General features: G+C 47.8%; 22 protein-coding genes and 1 riboswitch. Of the genes, 14 read left to right on the top strand and 8 right to left on the bottom strand.

Annotated features, from left to right (window positions below):
- The first annotated feature begins 22 nt into the window (after positions 1 to 22).
- On the top strand, positions 23 to 3,655 hold the full coding sequence (locus BUA17_RS20630) for an S-layer homology domain-containing protein (RefSeq protein ID WP_083584799.1): 3,633 nt from the start codon (positions 23 to 25) through the stop codon (positions 3,653 to 3,655).
- A 133-nt stretch (positions 3,656 to 3,788) separates the two neighbouring features.
- Here the strand turns inward: BUA17_RS20630 and BUA17_RS20625 are convergent, their stop codons facing one another.
- The gene (locus tag BUA17_RS20625) at positions 3,789 to 5,111 is read right to left on the bottom strand and encodes a Fe-Mn family superoxide dismutase (protein WP_072734848.1); all 1,323 of its coding nucleotides are present in this window, start codon (positions 5,109 to 5,111) and stop codon (positions 3,789 to 3,791) included.
- 197 nt (positions 5,112 to 5,308) lie between these two features.
- Positions 5,309 to 6,337: an alpha/beta hydrolase gene (locus BUA17_RS20620; protein WP_063568039.1), complete on the bottom strand. Its 1,029-nt coding sequence runs from the start codon at positions 6,335 to 6,337 to the stop codon at positions 5,309 to 5,311.
- A gap of 358 nt (positions 6,338 to 6,695) precedes the next feature.
- Here BUA17_RS20620 and BUA17_RS20615 point away from each other — a divergent pair, with 358 nt between their 5' ends.
- Together BUA17_RS20615 and thiC are read left to right on the top strand one after the other, a co-directional pair.
- Positions 6,696 to 7,439: an IclR family transcriptional regulator gene (locus BUA17_RS20615; protein ID WP_063568040.1), complete on the top strand. Its 744-nt coding sequence runs from the start codon at positions 6,696 to 6,698 to the stop codon at positions 7,437 to 7,439.
- Positions 7,440 to 7,556: 117 nt separating this feature from the next.
- A riboswitch (TPP riboswitch) is annotated at positions 7,557 to 7,670 on the top strand.
- A 359-nt stretch (positions 7,671 to 8,029) separates the two neighbouring features.
- Positions 8,030 to 9,817, top strand: a complete 1,788-nt coding sequence (gene thiC, locus BUA17_RS20610; protein WP_072735000.1) for a phosphomethylpyrimidine synthase ThiC — start codon at positions 8,030 to 8,032, stop codon at positions 9,815 to 9,817.
- A 116-nt stretch (positions 9,818 to 9,933) separates the two neighbouring features.
- Here thiC and BUA17_RS31300 read toward each other — a convergent pair whose 3' ends face one another.
- From BUA17_RS31300 to BUA17_RS20595, 5 genes are all read right to left on the bottom strand, one after another.
- Entirely contained in the window at positions 9,934 to 10,101 is a 168-nt protein-coding gene (locus tag BUA17_RS31300; RefSeq protein WP_170867900.1) for a hypothetical protein, read from the bottom strand.
- A gap of 64 nt (positions 10,102 to 10,165) precedes the next feature.
- Positions 10,166 to 10,843 (bottom strand): aspartate/glutamate racemase family protein, encoded by a 678-nt coding sequence (locus tag BUA17_RS20605; RefSeq protein ID WP_072734847.1) that lies wholly within the window; start codon positions 10,841 to 10,843, stop codon positions 10,166 to 10,168.
- A gap of 201 nt (positions 10,844 to 11,044) precedes the next feature.
- On the bottom strand, positions 11,045 to 11,212 hold the full coding sequence (locus BUA17_RS31295; RefSeq protein WP_161490662.1) for a hypothetical protein: 168 nt from the start codon (positions 11,210 to 11,212) through the stop codon (positions 11,045 to 11,047).
- Between the two features lie 543 nt (positions 11,213 to 11,755).
- A complete protein-coding gene (locus BUA17_RS20600) occupies positions 11,756 to 12,574 on the bottom strand; it encodes a zinc ribbon domain-containing protein (RefSeq protein WP_072734846.1) in 819 nt (272 codons plus the stop codon).
- A 72-nt stretch (positions 12,575 to 12,646) separates the two neighbouring features.
- Positions 12,647 to 13,597 carry a helix-turn-helix transcriptional regulator gene (locus BUA17_RS20595; RefSeq protein WP_063568043.1) on the bottom strand — a complete coding sequence of 317 codons (951 nt, stop codon included), beginning with the start codon at positions 13,595 to 13,597 and terminating at the stop codon, positions 12,647 to 12,649.
- Between the two features lie 83 nt (positions 13,598 to 13,680).
- Here BUA17_RS20595 and BUA17_RS20590 point away from each other — a divergent pair, with 83 nt between their 5' ends.
- The 4 genes from BUA17_RS20590 to BUA17_RS20575 all read left to right on the top strand — a co-directional run bounded on the left by BUA17_RS20590 (position 13,681) and on the right by BUA17_RS20575 (position 16,999).
- On the top strand, positions 13,681 to 14,376 hold the full coding sequence (locus BUA17_RS20590) for a response regulator transcription factor (protein ID WP_063568044.1): 696 nt from the start codon (positions 13,681 to 13,683) through the stop codon (positions 14,374 to 14,376).
- On the top strand, positions 14,369 to 15,457 hold the full coding sequence (locus tag BUA17_RS20585; RefSeq protein WP_063568045.1) for a HAMP domain-containing sensor histidine kinase: 1,089 nt from the start codon (positions 14,369 to 14,371) through the stop codon (positions 15,455 to 15,457). The genes BUA17_RS20590 and BUA17_RS20585 overlap by 8 nt, the downstream gene beginning before the upstream one ends.
- A 98-nt stretch (positions 15,458 to 15,555) precedes the next feature.
- Complete coding sequence (locus tag BUA17_RS20580; RefSeq protein WP_072734845.1) at positions 15,556 to 16,419, top strand: M15 family metallopeptidase; 864 nt, start codon at positions 15,556 to 15,558, stop codon at positions 16,417 to 16,419.
- Between the two features lie 28 nt (positions 16,420 to 16,447).
- Positions 16,448 to 16,999, top strand: coding sequence for a VanZ family protein (locus tag BUA17_RS20575; RefSeq protein ID WP_072734844.1), 552 nt, complete (start codon positions 16,448 to 16,450; stop codon positions 16,997 to 16,999).
- Between the two features lie 182 nt (positions 17,000 to 17,181).
- Here BUA17_RS20575 and acnA read toward each other — a convergent pair whose 3' ends face one another.
- On the bottom strand, positions 17,182 to 19,896 hold the full coding sequence (gene acnA, locus BUA17_RS20570; RefSeq protein ID WP_063568048.1) for an aconitate hydratase AcnA: 2,715 nt from the start codon (positions 19,894 to 19,896) through the stop codon (positions 17,182 to 17,184).
- Positions 19,897 to 20,256: 360 nt separating this feature from the next.
- On the opposite strand from acnA, the gene BUA17_RS20565 reads away from it, so the two are divergent.
- The 7 genes from BUA17_RS20565 (at position 20,257) to BUA17_RS20535 (ending at position 26,833) form a co-directional block, all read left to right on the top strand.
- On the top strand, positions 20,257 to 21,276 hold the full coding sequence (locus BUA17_RS20565; RefSeq protein ID WP_063568049.1) for an amidase domain-containing protein: 1,020 nt from the start codon (positions 20,257 to 20,259) through the stop codon (positions 21,274 to 21,276).
- 131 nt (positions 21,277 to 21,407) lie between these two features.
- Entirely contained in the window at positions 21,408 to 22,508 is a 1,101-nt protein-coding gene (locus tag BUA17_RS20560) for a D-alanine--D-alanine ligase (RefSeq protein WP_063568050.1), read from the top strand.
- A 31-nt stretch (positions 22,509 to 22,539) separates the two neighbouring features.
- Complete coding sequence (locus tag BUA17_RS20555; RefSeq protein WP_053779624.1) at positions 22,540 to 22,863, top strand: hypothetical protein; 324 nt, start codon at positions 22,540 to 22,542, stop codon at positions 22,861 to 22,863.
- A 157-nt stretch (positions 22,864 to 23,020) separates the two neighbouring features.
- On the top strand, positions 23,021 to 24,022 hold the full coding sequence (gene uvsE, locus BUA17_RS20550) for a UV DNA damage repair endonuclease UvsE (RefSeq protein ID WP_072734843.1): 1,002 nt from the start codon (positions 23,021 to 23,023) through the stop codon (positions 24,020 to 24,022).
- Positions 24,023 to 24,120: 98 nt separating this feature from the next.
- Positions 24,121 to 24,993: an inositol monophosphatase family protein gene (locus BUA17_RS20545; RefSeq protein ID WP_072734842.1), complete on the top strand. Its 873-nt coding sequence runs from the start codon at positions 24,121 to 24,123 to the stop codon at positions 24,991 to 24,993.
- Between the two features lie 25 nt (positions 24,994 to 25,018).
- On the top strand, positions 25,019 to 25,309 hold the full coding sequence (locus tag BUA17_RS20540) for a hypothetical protein (RefSeq protein ID WP_072734841.1): 291 nt from the start codon (positions 25,019 to 25,021) through the stop codon (positions 25,307 to 25,309).
- 207 nt (positions 25,310 to 25,516) lie between these two features.
- Positions 25,517 to 26,833: an SGNH/GDSL hydrolase family protein gene (locus BUA17_RS20535; protein ID WP_072734840.1), complete on the top strand. Its 1,317-nt coding sequence runs from the start codon at positions 25,517 to 25,519 to the stop codon at positions 26,831 to 26,833.
- Positions 26,834 to 26,841 lie beyond the last annotated feature (8 nt).

Here is a 26,841-nt window from a genome sequence, read left to right as displayed (position 1 = left end):
AAAGAGAAGGGAAGATTCGAACATGCGAAAAAAGGATCACCAGAAGCGCGCCAGGCTCCTGAGACGAATAGGGGTCGTGATATTATCGTTCCTTATGGTCTTCGGTATGCTGCCAGTTGTGTTTCAACAAGGCGTCGTTCAGGCCAAGAGTTGCTATGAAATAACGGAAACGGATTCTGATGATGTTGAATGGAAGCTCATTAGTACGCCTGAAGAGCTCTATTGCGTAAGAGAAGACTTAAACGGTAATTACAAGCTGAAGAATGATATTTCTGAAGCAGCCATGAGCACGTTTTTGAACAGAGGATCTTGGACTCCAATTGCTGACATGATAGAAGATGAGCTTATGCCTTTTACAGGCAGGTTCGATGGGAATGGTTACTCGATCTCCGGTTTGAAAACGATGGATGAGAATCAGAAGTATGTGGGGCTGTTCTCAGTTTTACAAGGTGCTGAGGTTAAAAATCTTAAACTAAACGATGTTTCTATAAAAGGGAATGTAATCGTAGGCGGACTTGCCGGACGGAGCATAGAGTCGCATATTGAAGGGGTCCAAATCAGTGGAAATATACAAGGGAATATGAAAGTTGGCGGTATTTCAGGTTTATCGGACAAAAGTGAATATCTAAATAATAGTACTAATGTCGCAGTGATCGCCTTAGGTGAGGATCGCGACTCACTCGGGGGACTTGTTGGAGAAAGTAACAAGAGTACAATCATTGCAAATGCTGCTGAGGGTATAGTGAGTGGTTATGAGGCTATAGGTGGACTGATCGGAGAGTCGAATGATAACTTCATTCAACAAAGCTACGCTTCAGGACAGGTGACGGGTAACTACCAGGTAGGCGGCTTGATTGGCCAGCTTAATTATGAGTCTAGCCATACTATTGCGGATAACTATGTGATTGGTTCAGTCAGATCTGATGCTGCAGGGAATAATGATTTTTCTGCTGAAGCCATTGGCGGACTGATTGGTGAAGTGAATAAAGTACGTCGCTCGAGTAACACCTCTCAAATAAATGTACTTAATAATTATGTGGCGGCATCTGTAAACGTTATGTCTGATAATTCATCATCACCTGTTGATGATCAGACAATAGGGTCAGTCATTGGTAATCTGAATGATCCAGAGAATCAAGTTATCTTTACTAATAACTACTATGATTTAGCCAAGAGTAGTACGAACCAGCAGAATGGTTTTAATCATGCAACGGGTCTTACTACCGAACAGATGAAACAACAATCTAATTTCAGTGGATGGGATTTCGATGGAGTTTGGACAACTCGTAACAGGATCAACGATGGGTATCCGATATTACGTTCATCCAAGCTTATGACTGCACCGACTCCACCACTGCCTGATCGGACAATAGATTATTTGTATCCATATCCTACAAACGGAACAATTACTCAGTCCACATCTAAAGTTATAGTGAAGCTTAATGAAGCTGGTAGATTTTATTTTGACAATCGAACGTATGATGAAGAAAATGCGGGACAGTCGGATGAAGATACTAAATTACATGCCTTGGCTAATCTATCTTATGTTGATCTAGAAGCTAATGAAGAAAGATCGTTCTTGTTCACAGGACTGGAAGAGAGCACCTCGTACCGAGTGTTCCTGGCGGTAGAAGATACGAATGGTCAGCTCTGGAACATGGGAGAACGGGGATATGAAACTCCTGCAAACTCAACGCCTTTTCCACAAAACGTAGTGGCTACACCGGGTGATGGTCAGGCTGCCATTGAATGGACTGAAGAACCAGAATTAGAATATCGCGTGTATATGTACCAAGGTACGGAGGCACCTAAGGATCCGGATCTGTGGACAAATGTGACGGACAGTTACATCGATGGACATATTGGTGGGCTGACGAATGGTGAATCTTATGTATTTGCAGTTAGATCGTATACTTCCGATGAAGAAAATTCAGATTATGTTGCATCTAACGTTGTGATCCCGCAAGAGGAAAATAATAATGGTGGTGGATCTAATCCAGATCCAGACCCGAACTTTCCTGTGCCACAGCATGTAGTGGCAACAAAAGGTGAGAAAAAGGTTACGTTAACCTGGGATCCAATCAACGGATTAGCTTCGGTCTATATGTACAAAGGTTCATCAGCACCAGTAGACCCTTCACAATGGGTACTTGTTACTTCTAACATTTTGAATAGTAGTTGGGAAATTACTAATCTTAGAGAAGGCGAAAAATATATTTTCGCGGTTAGAGCTGTATATGAAGATGGCGTATCCGAATATGGAATATCTAATTCAGTGAAGATTAACATAACTCCATCCAATCCAGAAACGCCAGGTAATGGGGGAGGTGGGGGAGTTATTACTCCAACTCCTGTAACGCCAACAACTCCACAAGCTCCACAGAAAGAAGTAATCAAAGTGGATGTAGCGAATGGGGATCAAGCTTCAACGATCGCTTCCTTGGAGATTAATCGTACTCGAGGAACAGATGGTACGGTTAAGGATGAACTTTTTCTTGATCAGAGCAAAACGCAAACCATTATCGACCAGTTGAAACAGACAGGCTCCCGTACAGCGGTTGTCTTGATTCCAGACGCAAAAGATGAAGTATCGCAGTGGGATCTGAAGCTTTCTCCACAATCGTCAGCAATGCTGGCTGAGCAAGGAGTGAATCTGGTTATTTCCAATCCTAATGTGAAGATTATCATTCCGGCGAGTTCCTTGAACGGACGCACAGATGATATTTATTTCCGTCTTGTACCGGTGAAGAAGGAATCCCAACGTTCAGAGATCCAAACGAGAGCACAGGCGAATGAGTCGATCATCCAATTCGTAGGCACAACGGATATCCAGATCATTGGACGTCCAATGACGATCGAAACGAATCTACAGAGCAGACCTGTTACGCTCATATTGCCTTTAGATGCTAATCAGGTTGCAAGTGTGAAGTCTGAGGAGCTAGGTGTATATATTGAGCATAGTGATGGAACGAAGGAGCTTGTACACGGCAAACGGGTTACCCTAAACGGTGATCATCAGCAAGGCGTCGAGATTGAAGTCAACAAATTCAGTACATTCTCCGTTGTTAAGGTCAAAGACTGGACAGACAACACATTGAAAGCACACCCTTATATTCAGGGGTACACGGATGGCAGTTTCCGGCCAGAGCGTAATGTAACTCGTGCGGAAATGGCAACATTAATCACGCGTATTCTGGGAACATCGACTCTTGAGGGAAGTCATGAATTTACAGATGTTACATCCAGTCACTGGGCAGATGCGGCTATCTCAGCAGCAGCTCAATCCGGTTATGTTCAAGGCTATACAGATGGCAGCTTCAAGCCGGATCAAGCGATTACTCGCGCGGAAATGGCTGTCGTGTTACAGCCGTTATTAACATCTGCTCAGATGACTACTGCGCCGAAAGCATTTACCGATGTGAACGAGCATTGGGCGCAACAAGCAGTAGAACAATTAAGTTCGGCGGGAGTAGTTACCGGATACAAGGATGGCACGTTCCGTCCAAGTCGTCCGATAACCCGCGCTGAAGCTGTTACAATGCTGAATAAGCTGATCGGTCTTCAAGCTGAAACGAATGCGGCAGGACAGTGGTCGGATGTACCTGTCACACATTGGGCTTATGAAGCGATTGAGGCAGCTTCTATCCGCAAGTAACTAGTTGTATTCAAACTCAAAGAGATATCTTTCAGTCATTCGGCTGGAGATATCTCTTTTTTAATCAACATTTAGCACCATGGATTTAATGTGCTTCAGAGTACTCCCCGATGCTATGCTTAGCCCGAGAATCCTAATAAGGTGGCCATAACAGCTTGCGCGCAGTTTCGTAACGTTCCGCCACAGCTGGCCAGTACACAACCTTCCACCAGTCCTCGATATATTTTTTGCGTTCATTCTGGTGTTTCAGATAGTAGGCGTGTTCCCATACATCAAGTGGCAGGAGAGGCACGATGTCGGACTGGGACAGGTTCTGATGTTTCTCCGCCTGTAAAATCTCCAATCTGTGCGCCCGCGGGCTCCAGACCAGCATGGACCAGCCACTGCCTTCCACTTTGTTGGCCGCTTCAGTGAATTGATTCTTGAACGCTTCATAGCTGCCAAAATCCCGCTTGATCTGCTCTGCGAGCATACCGGAAGGCTTACCTCCACCTTTAGGGTTCATAATTGTCCAGAATATCGTATGCAGGTAATGGCCTGCACCATTAAATGCGAGTTCGCGTTCCCAATGTTTAACGAGTTCAAAATTATTCTTTTTGCGCGATTCCGCCAGCTTTTTCTCCGCGGTGTTCAGCCCATCCACGTAGGATTGATGATGCTTGTCATGATGGATGCGCATCGTCATCTCGTCGATATGTGGTTCCAGCGCATTGTAGGCATAGGGTAGGGGTGGCAGTGTGTGTCCACCAATAGGGACAGGTTTCTCTTTGACTGGCGCTGCTGAAGAGTTGGTTGTGCCCTCTGCGTTTGCATTGGGAGACTGGATAGCCGCTGAAGATTGTGCCTGTACCGCTGGAGTGGAGTTATTGATTTTTCCCGCAGCATTGGACGATTCTTCTACAGCTTCACGATAGGCTTGTTCAGATACGGGCGTTGAAGCAACTTGTACGTTGGGATCAGCCGGTTGTTCTGAGGTTTGAAGAATATGGTCCAGTGAAAAAGATGGATCAGACACCAAATCTCGCAAAGCTCCAGATTGTTTCAACGTTTCAAGTACCCCCAGGAAATACTCCGATTCACGTATGAAATGCAGAATAACCACTTTGGCAATCGGCACCTGCTGAACAGCAGTACTTTGCTCCAGCAGGACGTACAGCTGTCTAATGAACTCACGCGATTGTGTGCAGGCCGCAGCCACGAGCTGTTCAATACAGCGGATGATGTAAGGAGCAGGCGGTTGGGTTCCCGGCAGTATTTGCTTCAACAGCTGATTCGCGACTCGTTCGCTATTCTCAAAAATCGCTTCCCATTCCGCAAGCCATTTGACATATGAGGGTTCAAGATCAGGAACCAAGGCACGAATGACAATCGTATGTTCCTTCTCTTGCTCTTTCCAGAAACGGACTTCTTCGAGTACCCGCAGAGGCAGCAGATGCCCATATCCATACCAATTCATAAGCGGTATACCTCCGTTCAGATGAATTTGAATTCAGATCCAGTAGCAGAAACGAATTGCTTCCCCGGTTCGCTCAATTTTGTATTGTACAAGGTAGAGCTGCCTTTAATTACATCCCAAAAGTATATTCTTCAGGCATGTTGTCCTATGTATACACAAAAAAAAGAGCCCCTAGGGGCTCTTGAATTACCGGATTTTCACGATTCTCCGTTATTCGTATTTTCCACATCATCGCTGCTCGTCTTGGTCACATGACTCAGGAATGTGGAGACACGGCGCAGATATTCCTTCGGATGCTCCCGGAAGATCAGCTCATGATGCGCACCGTCCACAATCCATTCATCGGAATTCGGATTGGTTTGGTTGCCGGCAAGCAGCTCTGCAATCGGGTAAGGAGCTTTCTCATCCTCGGTACCATGGATGAAGAAAATCGGGAAAGGATAATCTTCTTTTTTCACTTCTTGATACGGAATTTGCTGCAATCCGGTCCCGTTCAGAATCGGGAACAGCAGGTTCATAATCTCCAGCGTAGGCTGCCGCGGAAGATCAATCTGATTATGGATGTTGTGATACAGCGTATCCGGCTCAAGCAGGAACGTGCTGTCCAGAATCATAGCATCCACATCTTTGGTAATAAGCCCAGTCTGCAGGGCTGTACCTGCACCCATGGAGAAACCCCATACGACAAGCTCCTGAGCTCCGCGCTGCTTCGCAAACTGGATAGCACCAAGCAGCTGCTGGGACTCGGCTTTGCCGCCTGTGGCAACAGCTTTGTTCACCTGTGAAGCGAAACCGTAATCGAACATCACCACATTGAAGCCAAGTTGGTGAGCATAATGGGCCAGATCATACATTGGTACCCAGGTCTCTTCACGATTCGCACCATATCCATGGCTGAATATGATGGTTTTGTTTGCATTATCATCAGCCGGAATATACCAACCCTGCATCGTTCGACTGCCGTCTGCTGCCGGGAACGTGATGTCTTGATACTTCATGTTCTTCGCCTGCATGGGATTGGAGAATACAGGCGCTACAGTTGGATTGGATAATACCCAAGCAATATAACCGTGTAGTGCAATGAAACAAAAGAGCAGAAAAAATACAACGGAGAGCAACAACGCCACGACAATATGTTTGAACCGGATCAGCCTCGGTGATAACGAAGAAGGCAGATCTGACACTTTCGTTTGCAGCGGGGCTTCGCTCTGGGATGTCGGATACATGATTGCCCCTCCTTTAAAAATCAAATGAAGATAACAACGAGACGAACAGAGCGGATAAATGATTTTTCTGACTACATATGAAGCAAAATCTTAATTTAATATATCTTTATCGTATGTTCCAATATAGTCAAAGTCAATTGATTGAGGCCATTTGTTACGCAATTGTTATATAGTTTTGAAGATATATGGGTAACATTTCCTTAGGGTGCAAATTGCAGGGGATTCTAATTTATAAAAAGAAAATATTTACAAATATCCCTATTCCAAATGGCGCTTTTTGGTTTACAGATGAGACCGTTTCTCATATAATTTATGTAACCAAGTTTCATGTGATGAAACATGAGGAGGGCAACTTGCCATGGAAGACCGAAAGTTAACCGTCCGGGCTGTAGAACGGGCGCTGGATATATTATTGTGTTTTACAACCCGCAGTGATCTGGGGCTCACGGAAATTGCGAGCCAGATCGGTCTGCACAAAAGTACAGTCCATCGTCTGATGGCTACTTTGGAGGACAAGGGGTTTGTGATCCGGGATGCAGCAACCGAGAAGTATCGACTCGGCATACGTATCTGGGAACTGTCTGCCCATATGTCTCGCAGCGATGATCCTGCCATTTTGCTCCTTCCTGCGATGGAGCGGCTGAGAGATCGACTGGGCGAAACCGTGAGTTTATATCTGCGTGATGGCAGTGAGCGGATTCGAATTCAAGCCGTACAGAGTGATCAGGCGATTCGTCGTGTAGCTCCGGTGGGCGTCAGACTTCCGTTATCTGTGGGAGCATCCAGTAAAGTGTTAATGGCTTTTGCCACCGAAGAGGACCGCGAAGATCTGATGAATGGACCGGAATGGCCGGTATTTATCGATCCCAAAGTATATTTGGCCCAGATGAAAGACATTCTGGAATATGGCTACGCAACAAGTTATGAGGAGCGTGAACCAGGAGCCGCGGCAGTATCTGTACCCATCATGGATCGGAAAGGCAACATCGCTGCTGCTCTGTCGGTATCCGGGCCTGTTAGTCGCCTTTCGCAGGAGACGTTGCATGAATATGCACCTGTACTGAAGGAAGCTGCTACACAGATGGGACTTATGTTATCCTGATTTTATGTTCTGGAATATAAAGGTTGTTTTTATGATTCGGTTGCGCTACTCTGTAATGGACGGCCCAACAGGGTCAGCAATTGAATATGAATTTGCGGCTTAAATGCTGCAACTTGTTAACGTTACTGGGGGAGTCCGAATTGTCCGGACTGAGACGGAATCGCATGAGATTCTGGACCCTTTGCACCTGATCTGGATCATACCAGCGTAGGGAAGTAATCGGCGATACGACCACGAACACCGTATAATGTGACCTATGGATGGACTCCGTTATGGAGTCTCTATAAGGTATGTTATTGGTGATGGACATAAGCCGGTTCCCTTGGGAACCGGCTTTTTTTATACAGTAAACAGGCGGAAGCTGGTGTCAGATCTGCTTTTGGATAAAGGGCTGGGTGCCATTGGCGAGCATTGGGTGTAAACCTTTTGCTTCGACTGTCTGTATTAATTGAAGTGTATGTCCCTATTTTGTGTGGTATGGTCGCTCTTCCTTTTTCTATGTTGTGGATGATTTGGACCCGTGAGCAAGCATTTCAATCCAGGCAATCACTAATGAGGAGGAGACAAGAGCGATGAGCACAGGAAACCGAATGATGGGACAGGACAAGCAGAATCTGCAGTTGGCAGAGGAAAAAGGTACGACAGGACGGGTTCAGCCCTTCCCGGGCAGCCGCAAAGTATACATTCATGGCTCACGACCGGACATTGCTGTACCGGAGCGCGAAATTGCCCTTCATGACACCAATACTCCCCAAGGAGTGGAGCATAACGAACCGCTGCGTGTTTACGATACGAGCGGACCAATGACCGATCCTGGATTTCATGCCGATATCCGGGCAGGGCTGCCAGCGCTGCGCACCCGCTGGATTACGGAGCGTGAAGATGTTGAAGCCTACCAGGGAAGAACGGTCAAACCGGAGGATAACGGATTGAAACCAGGAGGGAAGCGAACTGGAGCCGAGAAGTATCCAGGCTTGCGTGCTAAACCATTACGTGGACAGGCAGGGCGCAGTGTGACTCAGATGCATTATGCACGGCAGGGAATGATCACGCCGGAGATGGAGTTCGCCGCTATTCGTGAGGGTGTGGAGCCAGAGTTTGTGCGGCAGGAGCTAGCGAGTGGAAGGGCCATCCTGCCGTCGAATATTAATCACCCAGAGAGTGAGCCGATGCTGATCGGGCGTCATTTTCATGTGAAGATCAATGCGAACATCGGAAACTCTGCGGTATCCTCCTCCATCGAGGAGGAGGTGGAGAAGATGACTTGGGCCGTACGCTGGGGATCGGATACGGTGATGGATCTTTCCACAGGCAAGGACATTCATACGACCCGCGAATGGATCATCCGCAATTCACCTGTACCGATTGGAACAGTACCGCTCTATCAGGCGCTGGAGAAGGTCAATGGCGAAGCAGAAGCACTGACATGGGAGTTGTATCGTGACACGCTCATAGAACAGGCAGAGCAGGGTGTGGACTATTTTACGATCCATGCAGGTGTGCTGCTGCGATATATTCCGCTGACCGCCAAACGTATGACGGGCATTGTGTCCCGGGGCGGGTCCATCATGGCAGCATGGTGCCTTGCGCATCATCAGGAGAATTTTTTGTATACCCATTTTGAAGAAATCTGCGAGATTATGAAAAGGTATGACGTGGCGTTCTCACTCGGAGACGGACTGCGTCCAGGAAGCATCTACGATGCTAATGATGAAGCCCAGATGGCGGAACTGGCTACGCTTGGTGAACTAACACAAATCGCCTGGAAGCATGATGTGCAGGTGATGATTGAAGGTCCGGGACATGTGCCGATGCACAAGATCAAGGAGAATGTCGATCTGCAAATGGAGATTTGCAAGGAGGCGCCGTTCTATACGCTGGGGCCGCTGACGACCGATATCGCCCCAGGATATGACCATATTACCTCGGCGATTGGGGCGGCGATGATCGGCTGGTTTGGCACGTCGATGCTCTGTTATGTTACGCCAAAAGAACATCTGGGCCTGCCCAATAAGGATGATGTGCGGGAAGGCGTTATCGCCTACAAGATCGCTGCTCATGCCGCTGATCTGGCGAAAGGTCACCCACGTGCCCAGCGGCGGGACGATGCGCTGTCCAAGGCACGGTTTGAGTTCCGCTGGAGGGATCAGTTCAACCTGTCACTGGACCCGGAACGTGCGCTGTCCTACCATGATGAGACGTTGCCGGCAGAAGGGGCTAAGGAAGCCCATTTCTGCTCCATGTGCGGCCCTAAGTTCTGTAGCATGCGTATTACGCAGGATATTCGTGCTTTTGCGGCAGACAACGGCTTGTCCGAGAATGAGGCTGTGGCCGCGGGTATGTTGGAAAAGGCTGAGGAATACCGGACACGCTCTTAAGCGTCGTTACAGCGCAATCTGGGCGGCCTGACATGGTGAAAAGCTGTTCTTCTCCGTGATTGAGGAGAGGAACAGCTTTTTTCTAATTTCTTGTATGTGTACAATCATCTGAACAATCAGTTCTCATCAGTATGAGTTTCTTGATTTTTCTTGTTCCACATTTTATATAAAATCCCCGCAATAACAAATAACAGTGCATCACTGAGTTTGAGATTACTTCCATGTAAAAATGCCGAACACCCAAATCCAACTACAAATAATATAACAACATAAAGAAAACGCACGCTTATTCCTCCCGTCAATTGTAGATGTAGATGGTTTGAATGGCTTACGTCTCGGATTCAAAGTCTAACACCGCTTCAAGCTCAACTTCTTCTCCAAATAAGCCGCTAGCGATGCCAGCGGGCTATAGATCGCCATGCCTGTATCTGATGTGACCCGTGCTGCTGCGGGAGCCATCGACAGTTGAGCGGCTACGACAGTGCTATCTGGATACTGCTCAGCAAGTTGCTGTAATCCGGTGCTCACTGCTGCAAGATAACTTTCCTTATCGCCTCGCATAATTAACTCGAATGTGCCCGGGATCAATACTGCTTCGATCCCGTTTCGCTGCTCATCCTTATCATCTTGCTGCAAAGCCAGATTCACCCGCGCCATCGTTCCTTCAATCGTTGCGGGGTTGGTAAACGCTAGGATATACTCGCCAGGATTCTGCTGTATTTCCTGAAGTAATGGATCATCAATTCCAATCACGGGCACGGGAACATGCTGTGCCTCCTGCTCAAGTACGGCCGCAAACAGAGTACAGGTGACGAGGATGGCATCTGCATGACAATGTACGATCCATTGCAGCGTCTGTGATACTTTCTCATGTGTAACTGCCTCGGTGAAATCCGCATCATGTTTGAGGCGATCCAGACCCGGATCGACATAATGTACAAGTTCAACCTCATAAGGAGCGAGAGTTTCTTCAATTAGTGCAATATTGGAATAGTGAGCGTGAAAACAGCCAATGGTCATCATCATACTTGCCCCCTGAAATGGATTATCTCTCATATAAGTTCCGTAGATATTTAACCCATTATAGGTATGTGACAATAGACTGTACATATTTAAAATACGGAGATAACAACAATTATCATGAAAACGCGAATAACCGTTCATCCACAACTTCGCAGAGGAACGGTGCAAACCACGTAAGCGATTCTCAATTCGCTCGTCATTCATTTATCGCATAGAAGGCGCAGCATTCTTTTTAGCCATTTTTTGTTGCAAAATTTCATGAAAGGATAGACCTTGAGTGTTCTCATTCTCCTTTTTGGGAGCAGTGGTCGCCGTGTTGCGCGGGTATTGGTGGTGGTACGGGATCATTTGCTGAATAGGCATGCGGATCATCTTGGTTCCTCCTTTAATGCATTTTCGAATATGCATATGTGATTATTAATAGGTTATGTATTCCGACGGGTTATCGTCTCTGTTACGCAAATAGGTATATGTGACTTGTTAGACGAAATAGGCAACTTAAGGTGTAATTCCAATTGGATTGTAGTGATTTTACCCCGTATTCAGGAGATGTAAACGTTTTTAAGTAAATTCAGGAGGAAAGGACCGCATATGTGAGGTTTTGTATGGGAGGATAGAAGCGGTCGTTAAGTGAATAGACCCAGTTTTGGGAATGCCAATTGTGTCGAAATTAAGACATATTGTCTGGTTGTATAGGTACGACGCAAGCTAGCTAACTTGGTACCATGGTCGGTTGTCGGGTGCATATTAGAGCATTTTTTGATGGATAGACAATGGGGGAACGCTAAAAAGCCGCCAGGAAAACCTGACAGCCTCACATCATTTTGCGTAAACCCCGCGAGCGGTATTCGATTGGCAAGATATAGATCGAAACGGTGCAATTGGAATTAAGAAATGATCATAATCACTTTTTTCTTATTTTTCCTGCCGAACAGCGATATATAGATCTACTTGTACATTCTCAGGATCCAGACTTCGTTCATCATATAATTCGAAGTCCCCGGTAAACGTGCGTTCCCCCTGATTGTTCCAGGCCCACACCGCACCCCAGGCCTCACCTACGACCTCGGCCATCGGGCCCTTTCTAGAGGTGAACACCGCATATGTTGCAGGTGGCAGCTCAACGGAACTCACTCCCTCAGGCAACGCTTCATCCGGACCCACCTCATGACCCACCAATATGGTGTATTCTCCATTTATACCATCTGTATAATCAGCGTAACAGCCAAAGCGGGCGGCTTCAGGGGCAGGCTGATGATCTGAGGCGAAGTAGCTGTTCCAGAGTCCCTGAATACAGCCTTTGCCACTCATCTCAATGGCATTGGTTGTTCTGGCGGACACACCTGCAAGGCGCTTCCCTGGCAGCGTGACATACCGAATGGGCTCTGTGGAAAGCCGATTGTCGTGAGTTCCTTGATTAAATTCAACGGACTCATCCGAATGTTCTGCCCCAAATGCCACGTTCCGTTCTGAGCCGGATGCATTCCATCTTTTCAAAAAAGGAAGTTGGTTGCGCAGCATTGCCCTTGCTGATTCCTCGTCCATACCTTCCTGATTCAAGATGGCGGTGCACATTTCAATCATGCCCTCCAGCGTAATATCGGGCTGCTCGAACTGGCCTTCTTTATAACAATAGATACAGTATTCGCGGGTTGTAGTACCATCCGTTTCTGTTCCGAATTGAGCAGGGGTAGTAAGTGGCATTCCGCAGCTCTGGCATACTGTGACGTTCATCAGCAATTCCTCCTCGTTATGTACAGCTTGAATATAGTAGAAGTATAACGGGAGGAACTGGACACCTGTCTGTCAGGTTAGGGGCGGAGCTTTATAATTTTGCACAATTTGTTCAGCAATTCTATGAATCTCTTCCCGAATATGTAGAGGCTCCAGCACTTCAACATCCGCGCCAAATCCAAGAATGAACCCATACAACCAGTTGTCCTCCGGGAATGCGACTTGGCTGATATAATACCCCTCACCATCCGAAACGACGTTCTCTATGCCAAACCATTCCTCTGCGATGTGACGGATACGAGCATGGAATCTCAGGCTCAGGGCCACTTTATTATCCGGAGTTGCCCACTCTTGCTGCCAGGGCCTGTCCTGCAGGTTGATCGGCTTGCGTTCGAAGCTTCCTTGGGCAAGGACGACATCTCGCATGCGGACCAGCTTGAACATGCGGAAATCGTTTCGTTCGTGACAGAACGCATAGAGGTACCAGGAATGCTTTTTGAGCACAAGAGTATGCGGGTCGGTCGTTCTATGAGTTTGAGTACCTTCTGCACTACAATAGGTAAATGTAATGGGCCGTAGTTGGTCCATGCCCTGTTCAATAAGCTGAAGTTTGATTTGCAGCTCTTCGGGATGCGTCCACATCGAATAATCCACAATGAAGCGGCTGGTATTGGCCTGGAAGTCCTCATTTTTGGCTTCAGGTACGATGCTGCTGAGTTTCTCCATCAACAGATCCCGTGCTACATTCGTATGGGAGGTGGAGACACTGCGCAGCGCAGTGACAATGGAGGCCAGATCCTTGTCGGTCAGTACATTTCGGTCAAGACGATAGCCCTCTGCCAGGCCAATACCACCGCTTGCACCCTGATAGGTGACGACAGGAATACCCGCCTGACCCAGGGTGTCTATATCCCTGTAGATGGTGCGGATGGATACTTCAAACGTATCCGCCAGATCCTTGGCCTGCACCCGGCCACGATTGATTAACAGCACAACAATGGCTAATAAACGGTCCAGTTTCATATATTGGATTCCCTTCAATCATTTATAAGTTGGATTCAGATATGTTATATTGTTGAGCATCACATATAGGAGTGGAATAAGCAATGAAGCGTATTACGATTTTGATCGCAGATGATGAAGTTGAGATCGCTGATCTGGTTGCATTGCACTTGCAAAAAGAAGGATATCACATCATCAAGGCATTCGATGGGAAAGCGGCGGTTCAAGCCGTTCAGACACAAGCAATAGATTTGGCCATTTTGGATATTATGATGCCGGGTATGGACGGATATGAGGTGACCCGCAAAATTCGGGAGCAGTATCACCTGCCTATCATTTTTCTGAGTGCCAAAACCTCGGATATGGATAAAATCACCGGGCTCGTGATGGGCGCGGACGATTACATGACAAAACCATTTAACCCGATGGAACTGGTCGCCCGGGTCAATTCCCAACTGCGCCGTTCCCTTCAATTTAGCCAGTCTGTACCGGTCCAGCGCTCCATTCTGGAGAAAGGCGGGCTCATTATCTCGCCAGATCAACATAGCGTTACCCTATACGGCAAGCCAGTAGAGTTAACACCGAAGGAGTTTGACATCCTGTATCTGCTCGCAAGTCATCCCAAACAGGTGTTCAGTGCGGAAAGCATCTTTGAACAAGTGTGGGGAGAGGCTTATTATGAGAGCGGCAATACCGTGATGGTTCATATTCGGACCCTGCGCAAAAAGCTGGGCGAAGATGTGGACAAGAACAAGTTTATCAAAACGATATGGGGTGTGGGGTACACGTTCAATGAATAAACGCAGAAGTTTTCGAACGACCATGATTCTGTTGCTTGGTTTAAGCATGCTGGCATCTGGCGCGATTACCTTTGGGGTATATAAAGTGATGCAATACTATTACACTGGTGTGCGTGCGGAGGATCAGTTAGCAGAATATCGTCATTTTATGAGAAGTATAGGGGATATTTACTTTTTCCTCATCTTGTTCATACCGCTTGCGATCCTGTTTTTCTTCTGGTTTACCAAGCCGTATGTTACCTACTTCAAAAATATTTCCACAGGTATCCGGCAACTCGCGAGTGGTGATTTCCAGCACCGTGTGCAAATTTCGACGAAGGACGAGTTGGGCGCGATTGCAGAGGATATCAATCTGGCGAGTCTTAAACTGAGGGAGGCGGTAGAACGGGGAGATTTTGCGGAGAGCAGCAGGGACCAGCTGGTTGTAAACTTGGCGCATGATTTGCGTACCCCTTTAACATCAGTATTGGGTTATCTGGATCTGTTGATGAAGGATGATCAGCTGACGGAGGAGCAGGTCAGGCACTTTACAGCGATTGCTTTTACCAAGTCTCAACGTCTTGAGAAACTGATCGATGATTTGTTCGAGATTACACGAATGAACTATGGCATGTTGCCGATTGAGAAAAAGAGGCTTGATCTTAGTGAACTGCTAAGGCAGATGAACGAAGAGCTCTACCCTGTTTTTGAAAAGAACCGCCTGGTCACCCGACTGCATATCGATTCCGAGTTAACCATTTCTGGCGATGGTGAGGTGCTTGCACGCGTGTTTGAGAACCTGTTGATTAATGCAGCGCGACACGGTACAGATGGTCTTTATGTGGATATCAACGGACACCGTGATGCAGGACAGGTTATCATTCAGATCATGAACTATGGGGGACATATTCATCCGGATGATCTGCCTCATATTTTTGATATGTACTATACCGGAGATCGTGCGCGGACACCTCAGGAAGGTGGAACAGGTCTGGGCCTGTTTATCGCCAAAAATATTGTGGAGCAGCATGATGGGTCCATTTCGGCCCAAAGTGATATCGTACGGACCGTATTTGAAGTGCGATTGCCTGCATTAGAATGAAGTAAAAGGCTGAATTTAAGAAAAACTTTAGAATTGCCCTGCTTTTTTTTAACTAGTTTTCTCTATCCTTGAATTACGAGGTAAAGGAGGAGCATGGAATGAAAAAGTGGGGATTTTTGATATGTATCATTGTACTGGGATATATCTTTTCCAAGTCACCCGCACTGTTTGAGCAGAAGGAAGAGGCTAATCTGGAAGTTCAGGATACGGGTGAAATTCGTGCAGGATATACCAAAATAATTAACGTGGATATGAAGAATCAAGTACATAAAGGGAATTTATTGCTGGTCAATTCGGAGTATCCCGTGCATGCGGAGGGGATTAGAACCGATATTGTTAATCTGGCTGAACAACAAGAACTGATCCGTGGATACGGATTGCTGGATAATAACATTATGTTGTCAAAGTACGTAGCGCAAGCATTCCAGAAGATGGTTGAAGCTGCTGGGAAAGATGACGTACGATATTTCATCATCAGCAGTGGCTATCGGGACTTTACGAAGCAAGAACAGCTTTATGAGGAAAAGGGATCGGACTATGCGCTTCCCGCAGGTCATAGTGAACATAACCTGGGCTTGTCTATGGATATCGGCTCTACGCTGGCTGCTATGAGTGAAGCACCGGAAGGAGCCTGGCTGGAAAAGAATGCATGGAAATTCGGATTCATCTTGCGTTATCCGAAGGATAAAGTGGACATCACCGGCATCCAATTCGAACCATGGCATTTCCGGTATGTGGGATTGCCGCACAGCGCCATCATGTATCATAATCATCTGGTGCTGGAGCAATATTTGGAGCTGCTACAGCAGAAAAAGAGTATTTCCGCTGAAGTCGGGGACGAGCAGTATCTTATACGTTATTACGATGCATCCAAAGATGAAACCATTAATATACCTGAGCATGGTCAATATGAGATATCGGGAGACAACATGAAGGGAGTTGTCGTGACGGTGGAGGAATAAACAACTAGAAATACATGGAGGTTCATATATGAAACCAAAGGAGTTCAACATGAAGTTGATATGGGTCGCGGCATTGATCGTCTATCTGTATCTGCTAACCAAGCTGATATTATTCAAAGGGCATACGGTGGATTGGGACATTGTGAGGGTTCAACTTATGGCGATCGCGCAACAGCCGGATCTGATTCATACGCGAACCGTTAACCTGACGCCATTTCAGGAAATCTCAAGAGACTGGCATAGCCTGTCGTTACATCGTCCGGGTACCGCAATTCATCTGATGGGTAATGTCATGGCCTTTATCCCACTGGGTATTTTCATTCCAGTGCTGATGGGGAACAAGCTGTTGTCAGGGGCCAAGGTACTCGTACTTTCCTTGCTCTTAAGTTTTGCTTTTGAAGCGACACAGCTATTGACAGGCATGGGCATATTCGACGTGGATGATCTTATGTTGAACACCTTTGGTGGAATGATCGGTTATGTTCTGTACAGCCTGCTTATCGGTCTGAAACGGATAATCATAGGTGGAGCAGCTTGCACTACCAGAAAAGAGTATAATTCCAATCAGAGTCGGGTGTAAGGAGGGGGAGCACACACTGCAATCCCTTGATCAAGTTTCACATTACATTGGACATTAAAAGGAAGTGTAGAGGCGTTACACAGCCTTTGTCATATTAATTAAAAAAAGCTCCCCGTCACCGTGCAGAGCGCACGTGGCGGGGAGCTTTTTGTACAACTTAACTGCATTAAATATAAATGCGATTAAGATTTTTTCATCATTTGACGCAATACGGTTTGCAGGATACCGCCGTTATGGTAGTAGTCCACGTCCACCATGCTGTCCAGACGAGCGATGACAGGGAAGTCGAACTTGGTGCCGTCCTCACGGGTTACGGTAACCGTCAGTTCTTGTCCTGGCTTCACATCATTGCTCAGACCTGTGATGTCATACGTTTCACGACCGTTCAGACCGAGGCTGGACCAGCCGTGACCTTCCTGGAATTGCAATGGCATTACGCCCATGCCCACCAGGTTACTGCGGTGAATACGCTCGAAGCTTTCTGCGATAACGGCTTTGACGCCAAGCAGGAATGTTCCTTTTGCCGCCCAGTCACGCGAGCTTCCTGTACCATACTCTTTACCTGCGATAACGATCAGGTTCTGTCCTTCGTCCTGATACTTCATGGAAGCATCGTAAATGGACATTTCTTCGTCCGTTGGCAGGTATTTCGTAATGCCACCCTCAGTACCTGGAGCTACTTGGTTACGGATACGAATGTTGGCAAACGTACCACGCATCATAACTTCATGATTACCACGACGGGAGCCGTATGAGTTGAAGTCTTTGCGTTCTACGCCATGTTCTTTCAGGTACAGTCCAGCCGGACTGGATGGTGCGATATTACCCGCTGGCGAGATGTGATCCGTTGTTACGGAGTCAGCAAGCAATGCCATAACACGTGCGGAACGAATATCTGCGATATCAGTCAACTTGTCGCCAAGCTCCTGGAAGAATGGTGGATTCTGAATGTACGTGGAGTTTGGATCCCACTCATACAATTCGCCTTCCGGTACAGGGATCGTATTCCAACGTTCGTTAGCTGTAAATACGTTCTCGTATTTGTTGCGGAACATCTGTGCGTTCAGCGAGCTAGCGATGGTATCCTTGATTTCCTCGGAGCTAGGCCAGAGGTCTTTCAGGAATACAGGCTCGTTGTTGGTATCATAACCGATTGGATCGGTTGCAAAATCAATATTAACGGTACCCGCGAGAGCATACGCCACAACGAGTGGCGGAGAAGCCAGATAGTTGGCTTTGACTTGCGCGTGCACACGACCTTCAAAGTTACGGTTACCGGACAATACAGCCGCTACCGTCAAATCGTTCTCGGAGATTGCTTCGCTTACTTCGTCTGGCAGTGGGCCAGAGTTACCGATGCAAGTTGCGCAACCATAGCCGGCAACGTTGAATCCGAGTTTGTCGAGATATTCGATCAGACCTGCTTTTTCCAGATACTCGGTAACAACGAGGGAACCCGGAGTCAAGCTGCTTTTCACGTAGCCAGGCTTAGTCAGACCACGTTCAACGGCTTTTTTCGCAAGTAGACCCGCTCCGACCATAACGCTAGGGTTGGATGTGTTGGTGCAGCTTGTGATTGCCGCGATAACGACAGCACCAGCAGACAGTTCGCTAGTGGAACCGTTCGGGTGTTTCACAGGTACTTTTTCTGCAATTTTTTCGTCGCTCAGTCCGTAACCGCCTTTGTCGATCGGCGTACGGATGATACTGTTGAAGCTATCCTTCATTTGAGTCAACTCGATGCGATCTTGTGGACGCTTAGGTCCCGCGAGACTTGGTACAACGGATGCCAGGTCAAGTTCGATCACATCTGTAAATTCAGGATCAACCGTATCAGCAGTACGGAACATGTTCTGAGCTTTGTAATAAGCTTCAACCAGATCCACCTGTTCGTCGGTACGGCCGGTATTACGCATATAGTTCAGTGTTTCGCTATCAACAGGGAAGAAACCAATTGTTGCGCCGTACTCTGGTGCCATGTTGGCTACCGTTGCACGGTCAGCCAGGCTGATGTTGCTAAGACCCGGTCCGTAGAACTCGACAAATTTACCGACAACGCCTTTTTTACGCAGCATTTGAGTAACTGTGAGTGCCAGATCCGTTGCCGTTGAGCCTTCGCTCAGGCTACCTGTCAATTTGAAACCGATAACGTCCGGTGTTACAAAATAAAGCGGTTGGCCCAGCATACCTGCTTCAGCCTCGATCCCGCCAACACCCCAACCAACAACGCCGAGTCCGTTGATCATGGTGGTGTGGGAGTCCGTTCCTACGAGGGAATCCGGGAATACAACAGTTTCGCCATCAATGGTTTTGGTTGCAGCCACGGAAGCCAAATACTCCAAGTTAACTTGGTGAACAATCCCTGTGGATGGTGGAACTGCACGGAAGTTGTTGAATGCCGTTTGTGCCCAGCGCAAGAAGCGGTAACGCTCTTCGTTACGCTCGAATTCAACCTTGATGTTGTAGTCGAGTGCATCGTTCGTTCCGAACGCATCAACCATAACGGAGTGGTCGATAACGAGATCGACGGGAACGAGTGGGTTGATCTGTTTTGGATCGCCGCCTGCTTTTTTCACGGTATCGCGCATTGCTGCAAGGTCAACGACCACGGGTACACCAGTGAAATCCTGCAGAACGATACGTGCAGGGATAAATGGAATTTCTTTGTTATTGTCACGGCCTTCTGCCCAGCCGGTCAGTTGTTTTACATGTTCTTCGGTAATAGCACGTCCGTCGAATTGACGAATAGCTGCTTCGAGCAGCACTTTAATGGAGAAAGGGAGCTTGGAAAGGTCGCCGTAGCCGCCTTCCTGAAGAGCATCTAAACTGTAGTAGCGATAAGACTTGCCTCCGACCTCAAGACTGCGGGCCGCGGAGAAATGATTCTTGGCTGACATACATGTACCTCCTTAAAATGTGTCGGTGAGATGAAGAAAACGTTCATTTAGGTGAAGAACAGGCCTTCATCGTTCCGTGTCCTCGTTCGTTAGTTTCATTAGGTGAAACGTAATTTCATAATCGTAACTTTAGTTTTAAGTATACCGTTTTCAACTCCGTACGTAAAGGGCTTTTTGCCTGTCCAGCCAAGCCATTGAGAGATTGAATGCGTTCTCAAGTAAAGGGAATGGACGCGATCTCTTCCGTACGCATTATCCCCGATAATAAGGCTTCAAAACAGAACCAGACACATACAACCGAAATTCTCTCATATAAATAAAAAAGAGTTTTCATGCAATGGATCATTCCGGACAGAACTCATGCCAAAGGGGGACACAGGCTTGGAACGCGAATGGAAGAGTGCCTTATATACCTACGTGAACCAGTATAATCGCTGTGAGATCGACTACCGTCCACAGACAAGCGAACGGATTGTCACCGATCCGGAATTTGTGCTGGAACGGGGAGAGCGGATGGCCAGACTGGACCAATGGTACCGCAAGCGGCGGGCGGTGCCTCTTCGCAGTGAGACCAGCGCCAAGCTTGTGCGGACACTTATGGATGGGTCCGATGAATCGGTCGTCGATGTGCAATTGTACAGCAGGCTGTTCTATGAGAAGAATGGTTTGACCCATCGGGAAGACCGGATTGAACGGGAACGCCTGACCTTTCTTAGGCAAGGTGGAGTTTGGACCATTGCACGTGTAGAACGTGAAGTGCCGGAGCGTCGCCCGGTAGGAGAGGGCCGTCCTTTTCAACAAGCTGATTTTGTACAGGCGATGAATCGGCCGCTGCTTAACCGAGAAGTACTGGGACAGGGTAGGAGATCGAAGCAGCAGCTGTATCGCAGGGATCTGGCTGTCGCCTATGCGGACCGGTGGTGGAATGCGGGAAACCCGGCATTTGAGGAATTCGAAGTAGATTGCACCAATTATGTGTCCCAATGTCTCTTTGCAGGGGGAGCACCCATCCACTATACTGGTAAAAGAGAAGCAGGATGGTGGTACAAAGGCTATGTAAATGGCTCTGAAATGTGGAGTTACAGCTGGGCCGTGTCCAATAGTCTGGAGCGTTATTTATCTGGCAGCAGCTGGGGATTGTCAGCAACCGAAGTGGATCGTCCAGAGCAGCTAATGCTTGGAGATGTAGTCCTCTATGACTGGGACGGGGACGGCAGGTTTCAGCACAGTACGGTTGTGACCGCTTTTGATGCGGGGGGCATGCCACTTGTGAACGCACATACAGTCAGCAGCCGCCACCGTTTTTGGGATTACCGGGATTCTTACGCTTGGAACGAGCGGACGGTGTACCGGCTTTTTCACATTGCAGATGAGTTTTGATGGTCAAAGATTTTACGGGATTCGGTGACGTGGACATCCGGTTCCGTGTAAAATAAGTCTAGATAACAGAATAAAAGTGGTGCTGACATCAGACATGGCAGCATCATTGCACAGATAATCGGAGGTTACACATGAGTATGGATAAATTAACAGTAGGCGTCGTTTACGGCGGAAAGTCAGGCGAGCATGAGGTGTCGCTGCAAACGGCGTTTGCTGTAACGAACGCATTTGATTATGAGAAGTATGAACTGGTTCCTTTTTATATCTCCAAGCAAGGTACGTGGAAAAAAGGATCCGTCATGCATGCGCCATTCGCGCAGATTGAAGATTTGAAGCTGGAGCAGGCGGCGGGCGGAACACAGGAAGCGCTGAACGCGCTGTTCGGCCGTTTATATGGCGGAGAAGAGGCGATGGACGTCATGTTCCCGCTGCTGCACGGTACGTTTGGTGAGGATGGCACGATTCAAGGGATGTTCGAGATGGCGGATATGCCTTATGTTGGCGCAGGTGTACTCGCTTCGGCAGGCGGCATGGACAAAGTGGTCATGAAGAAACTGTTCGCGCAGGCCGGAATCGACCAATGTGCCTTTACGTATTTTAACGCTACTCAATGGAAACAGACCGAACATGAAATGATCTTGCAGGTGGAAGATCAACTGGGCTATCCGTGTTTCATTAAGCCGGCCAATCTCGGTTCCAGCGTAGGAATCTCGAAGGCGCGTAACCGGGATGAACTGAAGAAAGCAGTGGAGTTCGCTCTCCGTTACGATACCAAGGTAGTCATTGAGGAGTTTGTAGAGGCTCGAGAAGTTGAAGTCAGTGTACTTGGAAATGACGAACCGATGGCTTCTGTACCAGGAGAAATCGTATCTTCCGGTGAATATTATGACTATGCAGCCAAATACATCGATGGACAGTCTCAGATGCTGATCCCTGCTCCGCTCGACCCGGAAGCCGCAGATCGCATTCGTGAGGCCGCATTGCAGGCATTCCGTGCGATTGAAGGCAATGGCATTTCCCGTGCAGACTTCTTCATTCGCAAATCGGATGGGGCATTGCTTATTAATGAAGTAAACACCATGCCTGGTTTCACACCATACAGCATGTACCCGCTCTTGTGGCGTGAAACGGGCGTATCGTATGCCGAACTGCTGGATCGCATGATTGAGCTGGCTTTGGAACGCTACAACCGCAAGCAGGCGCTGAACTATGAGAATGGCGTACAGGCATAGCCTAAGGACGACATTATAAGGAGGGGTATGAATGGGATTTCAGACCGAATTCAATTCCGTGTGCAAGTTCAAGAATGAACAAGAGCTGTTTGAATTGCTTGAATACGGCCGTGGCAAAATGGTCAAACAAGGCTTTCGTGTATTTCCTACCGGACAGAAAGTCATTGCTTACACACCGGATAACGTGGCCGTAGCCATCGTAAAAATCGTAGTCTCCATTGCTGAGATTAACTTCCAGGGTCAAGAAGTGACCGAAGTGGAGATGCAATTGATCCGTAAACTGAACGAGGAAGAATCACGCATTCAGACTGCTCTCGCGGACGAGATGTTCTTTGGTGAACAGGCACAGGGGTAGTTTGTTACATGTGGACCGGGATTGAATGGACGGATTTATCCAAATCACGATTATGGTCACTCTTTTAGGGTAAAACTTGGTTATATAAAGTGAAGGGAAGACTGCCGGCTTCATATACCGGGAAAGGAATCCCGCCCTAATAGAGAGGAAGAAATTCATGCTCGTACGTTTTGGTTATGTGGCGATGTCCGTGCTTGTGGAGAATGCTTCACCTTCCCGGACGATGACTATGTCCAGCTTTAAGAAAATTGATGATAGGGAAGCAGCAATTCGCAAGCTTGAACGGATTGCAGCCGAGAATTTGCATAATACATTACGTTTGCTCAGACACAACAAAGGAAGCCATATTCATGTATATCGTTTCTCTTCCAAATTAATTCCGCTAGCAACGCATGAGGATCTCAGTGATTGGGACCCGTTTCCCGCGCTTAAGCAGGATTTTGCCGCGATTGGCGATTTTGTGAAGGAGAACGAGATGCGTGTGTCTTTCCACCCGGATCATTTTACGGTACTCAGCACACCTCGGGAGGAAGTGCTGCGCAACTCCATGCGCGACCTTCGCCATCATGTACGGATGCTGGATGCCATGGGGCTGAATGCCACTGCCAAGAACAATATACATATTGGTGGTGCATACGGGGACAAGCCTAGTGCAGCGCTGCGTTTTGAAGAAAATTTTCTGAAGCTGGATCGGGATATTCAGGAACGGATGACGCTCGAAAATGATGACAAAACGTTCAATGCTCCCGAGACCCTCTCGGTATGTCAACGTATGGGGCTGCCCATGGTGCTGGATATCCACCATCAATGGGTGAACAATGAAGGCGAACAGCCATGGGATCTCTGGCCGGATATATTGAAGACTTGGGAGTCTCCGCTTGCTCAAGCTGATTCTCCGGCAGACAAGCCGTTGCCGCCCAAAATTCACGTCTCCAGTCCAAAGAGTGAGAAGGACCTGCGTGGTCATGCTGATGGTGTTGAGGTGGAGCCGATGCTCGCTTTTTTACGTCATATTGCAGCAGATACGCCCGCTCTTGATGTGATGATTGAGGCCAAACGCAAGGATGAAGCTCTGGTGCAGTTAATGCAGAAACTAGCATTCTATCACGAAGAGGGTGTGGAATGGGTGGACGAGTCGACGGTAATCATTCATCCGTAGCGCCAAAAGGGGCCTGGGCAACGAGAAACTTTACGACCCTCGGGGCGTATACTTTTAACAAGTATTTTAATTTTTCGTAGATTGATATAGAAAGTAGAGTGAACGCTTTGAATGAGAAGGAAAAAACACCTTATGTCGTGACAAGCAAAAGCTATACTGCCGTCGCCATTAATGCAGCTTCCAAAGCTGGAGAGTGGATCAAGAGTCGTCTCGGAACTGTGGGGGAGCCCGGAACCAAGTATTCGCCGCAGGATCTCGTCACTGAAGTCGATAAAGGTGCGGAACAGATGATCCGCCGCCTGATTCTGACGCATTTTCCCCATCATGCCATTCTGGGTGAAGAAGGCGTGGAACCAGGACCGGAAGCATCAGCGAAGGCACTGAAAGAAGCTGAGGAAGAAGAGTTTCTCTGGATTGTGGATCCGGTGGACGGAACGACCAATTTCGTACATGGTTTTCCGTTCTACTCCGTATCCATTGCCTTGGCTCATAACGGTGAGGTGATTGTGGGGGTAATCTACGATCCTTCCCGTGACGAGATGTTTGTTGCGGAAAAAGGAAAAGGCGCTTATGTCCATGGAAACCGGATGCTTGTATCTGGTGAACAGGAACTGGCCCAGAGCCTGATCGCAGTTGGCTTCCCGGCGGATACGACCTGCGCGTTGCCGATCAATATGGCCGCTGTTCAGGCACTGGCACCGCAAGTACGCAGTCTGCGTGCAGGTGGTTCTGCTGCCCTGCATTTGGCATATGTTGCAGCGGGGCGCCTCAGCGCTTATACCGAAGTCGGTTTGAAGCCTTGGGATATCGCCGCAGGTGCACTGCTAGTTGAGGAATCCGGCGGCAAGGTTACCGATACCGTGGGGACGCCTTACCAACTGTCCGTGAGCCATGTGGTTGCCAGCAATGGCAAGATTCATGATGCACTGACAGGTGTGCTGAAGGAAGCAAACGCAACAGGTTTGGAGTAAAAATTTACTGAAGGAGCGAACAACAATGGATGAATCCAAAGAACTGGAACGACGTTTGAGTGATATGCTGACTGAAGGGGAGATGGAGGAGTCCGGCGATGCTGGCAAACGTGAACGTCAGCTTATTCCTCCCAAGTACGAGGTGCGCATTCAGACAGAGCGGGACCCGATTGTCGAAGAAACGTTGAAGTACCGGGACATGGCACGTGAGGTGGACGATCGCTACGATCGATATCTAGATCGGTCTGCCGGGAACAAAACGGAAATGGACACGAATGGTTCTGATTCTGGAGACACGAATAAATCAAATTCTTAACGAGTGAACATCGTGACTATACTCAACGGATAACAGACTTCCCTAATTAGGGGAGTCTGTTATTTCGTGCGGATATGGGGTGGAGACGACAGCGCCCCTTTAATAATGTTAGAATAGAGTTACACGAACTTCTGTCACCGGAGTGAACAGTGTAATATGTAATTATTTTTTTATTTTATAGATACGGGAAAAAGGAGTGTTCTAAGAATGAAACGTAAACGCATATGGAGAAGTACCGCCGCGGGATTAACGGCAAGTATGCTAGCAGGGATGCTGATTTTGGCATCATCCGCACAGTCCGCTCATGCTGCGGATAGCAATGCGTTACCCGCAGGAAGCGTAACATCATCATTGCCTGTACAGAAAGATGCGATATCAGTAACCAAGGAATTCCACCTCGTCACATTGGGGGACTCCATCACCGTAGGGTATGAGCCGAACCTGAAAGAACTGCCCTATGGTTATGTAGAACGGTTGCAGGAACAAGGTCTACTTCACGGACGTACTCAGGTGGACAACTATGGTATTGCCGGATTGAAGAGCAGTGGTTTGAAAAACTTTGCAGATGCGATTAAAGAAGGGAAAGCGCTCACTTCCGAAGCCATTCAACCGAGCCTCCCTGATCCAAGAGCGGCACAAGTTGGAGCCAATATTGCTGCCATCCGGGAGAGTGTAGCTGGGGCTAATCTGGTTGCCATCACAATCGGAGGGAACGATGTGTCCGAGTTGCTCGGTTCAGCAGATAAGCTAAGTGATGCGGAACTGGAAGCAAAAGTGAAGGAATTGCTATCTTCCTATACAGCCAATGTTAGCGCTGTTATCAATGATATTCATGAGATTAATCCTAATGCCAAAATCGTAATCGCTGACCAGTACCAACCCATGCCTGAAGTAGCTGGTAAAGCGCTCTATGCGAAACTGATGGAGGCTTCCCAAGGGTTTACTGCGACCATTGATGGAATTGCGACTGAATTTTCCGCTAAAGGAATTGATGTAAAAGTGGCTCATGTCGCCAAGGAGTTTATTGGCGGTGAAGGTACGATGACTCACATGATTAAGGACCGCGATTTCCACCCGAATCAGTTCGGATATGAAGCGATTGCCAAAGTATTCGCAGAAACGATCTGGGGCGATTACACCAAGCTGACGGCTCCTGCTGCAGGCCAACCGATGAATATCATTGTCAGTGGTAAAACGCTGGACACGCCGTACAAACCAATCAACCGCAATGGTAAAAACTTTGTGGCGATCCAGGATATCGTGAATGCCGTTGGCGCAACTACGGTATGGGATAACAAAACCTCAACCGCAACGATTACATACGGAGATCGGAAGGTTGCCGTGAAGATTGGTGCAACGGCCGTTCAGGTGAATGGTGCATCCGTAGCCGTGGATACACCTGCATTCTTGAACAAGGTGGGCACAGAGTCCAAAACATATGTGCCGGTTGCTATGGTAGCCGAGGGTCTTGGCTTTGATGTGCAGTATGTCGCCAAGTTAAAAACCGTTTTTGTAAATCCGTAAAACGTATA

This window comes from Paenibacillus sp. ov031, assembly GCF_900143165.1.
GTDB classification, from domain to species: domain Bacteria; phylum Bacillota; class Bacilli; order Paenibacillales; family Paenibacillaceae; genus Paenibacillus; species Paenibacillus marchantiae.
Note: the sequence above shows the minus strand (reverse complement) of the source record. Positions and strands in the feature narration are given on the sequence as shown.

What these genes read in the sequence shown, in the direction of transcription:
- BUA17_RS20580 (WP_072734845.1), top strand. Translation starts at nt 15,556, where the DNA reads ATGAAAAAGTGGGGATTTTTGATATGTATCATTGTACTGGGATATATC.
- thiC (WP_072735000.1), top strand. Translation starts at nt 8,030, where the DNA reads ATGATGGGACAGGACAAGCAGAATCTGCAGTTGGCAGAGGAAAAAGGT.
- BUA17_RS20585 (WP_063568045.1), top strand. Translation starts at nt 14,369, where the DNA reads ATGAATAAACGCAGAAGTTTTCGAACGACCATGATTCTGTTGCTTGGT.
- BUA17_RS20560 (WP_063568050.1), top strand. Translation starts at nt 21,408, where the DNA reads ATGAGTATGGATAAATTAACAGTAGGCGTCGTTTACGGCGGAAAGTCA.
- BUA17_RS20590 (WP_063568044.1), top strand. Translation starts at nt 13,681, where the DNA reads ATGAAGCGTATTACGATTTTGATCGCAGATGATGAAGTTGAGATCGCT.
- BUA17_RS20595 (WP_063568043.1), bottom strand. Translation starts at nt 13,597, where the DNA reads ATGAAACTGGACCGTTTATTAGCCATTGTTGTGCTGTTAATCAATCGT.
- BUA17_RS20615 (WP_063568040.1), top strand. Translation starts at nt 6,696, where the DNA reads ATGGAAGACCGAAAGTTAACCGTCCGGGCTGTAGAACGGGCGCTGGAT.
- BUA17_RS20605 (WP_072734847.1), bottom strand. Translation starts at nt 10,843, where the DNA reads ATGATGATGACCATTGGCTGTTTTCACGCTCACTATTCCAATATTGCA.
- BUA17_RS20600 (WP_072734846.1), bottom strand. Translation starts at nt 12,574, where the DNA reads ATGAACGTCACAGTATGCCAGAGCTGCGGAATGCCACTTACTACCCCT.
- acnA (WP_063568048.1), bottom strand. Translation starts at nt 19,896, where the DNA reads ATGTCAGCCAAGAATCATTTCTCCGCGGCCCGCAGTCTTGAGGTCGGA.
- BUA17_RS20575 (WP_072734844.1), top strand. Translation starts at nt 16,448, where the DNA reads ATGAAACCAAAGGAGTTCAACATGAAGTTGATATGGGTCGCGGCATTG.
- BUA17_RS20540 (WP_072734841.1), top strand. Translation starts at nt 25,019, where the DNA reads ATGGATGAATCCAAAGAACTGGAACGACGTTTGAGTGATATGCTGACT.
- BUA17_RS20620 (WP_063568039.1), bottom strand. Translation starts at nt 6,337, where the DNA reads ATGTATCCGACATCCCAGAGCGAAGCCCCGCTGCAAACGAAAGTGTCA.
- uvsE (WP_072734843.1), top strand. Translation starts at nt 23,021, where the DNA reads ATGCTCGTACGTTTTGGTTATGTGGCGATGTCCGTGCTTGTGGAGAAT.
- BUA17_RS20625 (WP_072734848.1), bottom strand. Translation starts at nt 5,111, where the DNA reads ATGAATTGGTATGGATATGGGCATCTGCTGCCTCTGCGGGTACTCGAA.
- BUA17_RS20535 (WP_072734840.1), top strand. Translation starts at nt 25,517, where the DNA reads ATGAAACGTAAACGCATATGGAGAAGTACCGCCGCGGGATTAACGGCA.
- BUA17_RS31295 (WP_161490662.1), bottom strand. Translation starts at nt 11,212, where the DNA reads ATGATCCGCATGCCTATTCAGCAAATGATCCCGTACCACCACCAATAC.
- BUA17_RS20630 (WP_083584799.1), top strand. Translation starts at nt 23, where the DNA reads ATGCGAAAAAAGGATCACCAGAAGCGCGCCAGGCTCCTGAGACGAATA.
- BUA17_RS20555 (WP_053779624.1), top strand. Translation starts at nt 22,540, where the DNA reads ATGGGATTTCAGACCGAATTCAATTCCGTGTGCAAGTTCAAGAATGAA.
- BUA17_RS20565 (WP_063568049.1), top strand. Translation starts at nt 20,257, where the DNA reads ATGCCAAAGGGGGACACAGGCTTGGAACGCGAATGGAAGAGTGCCTTA.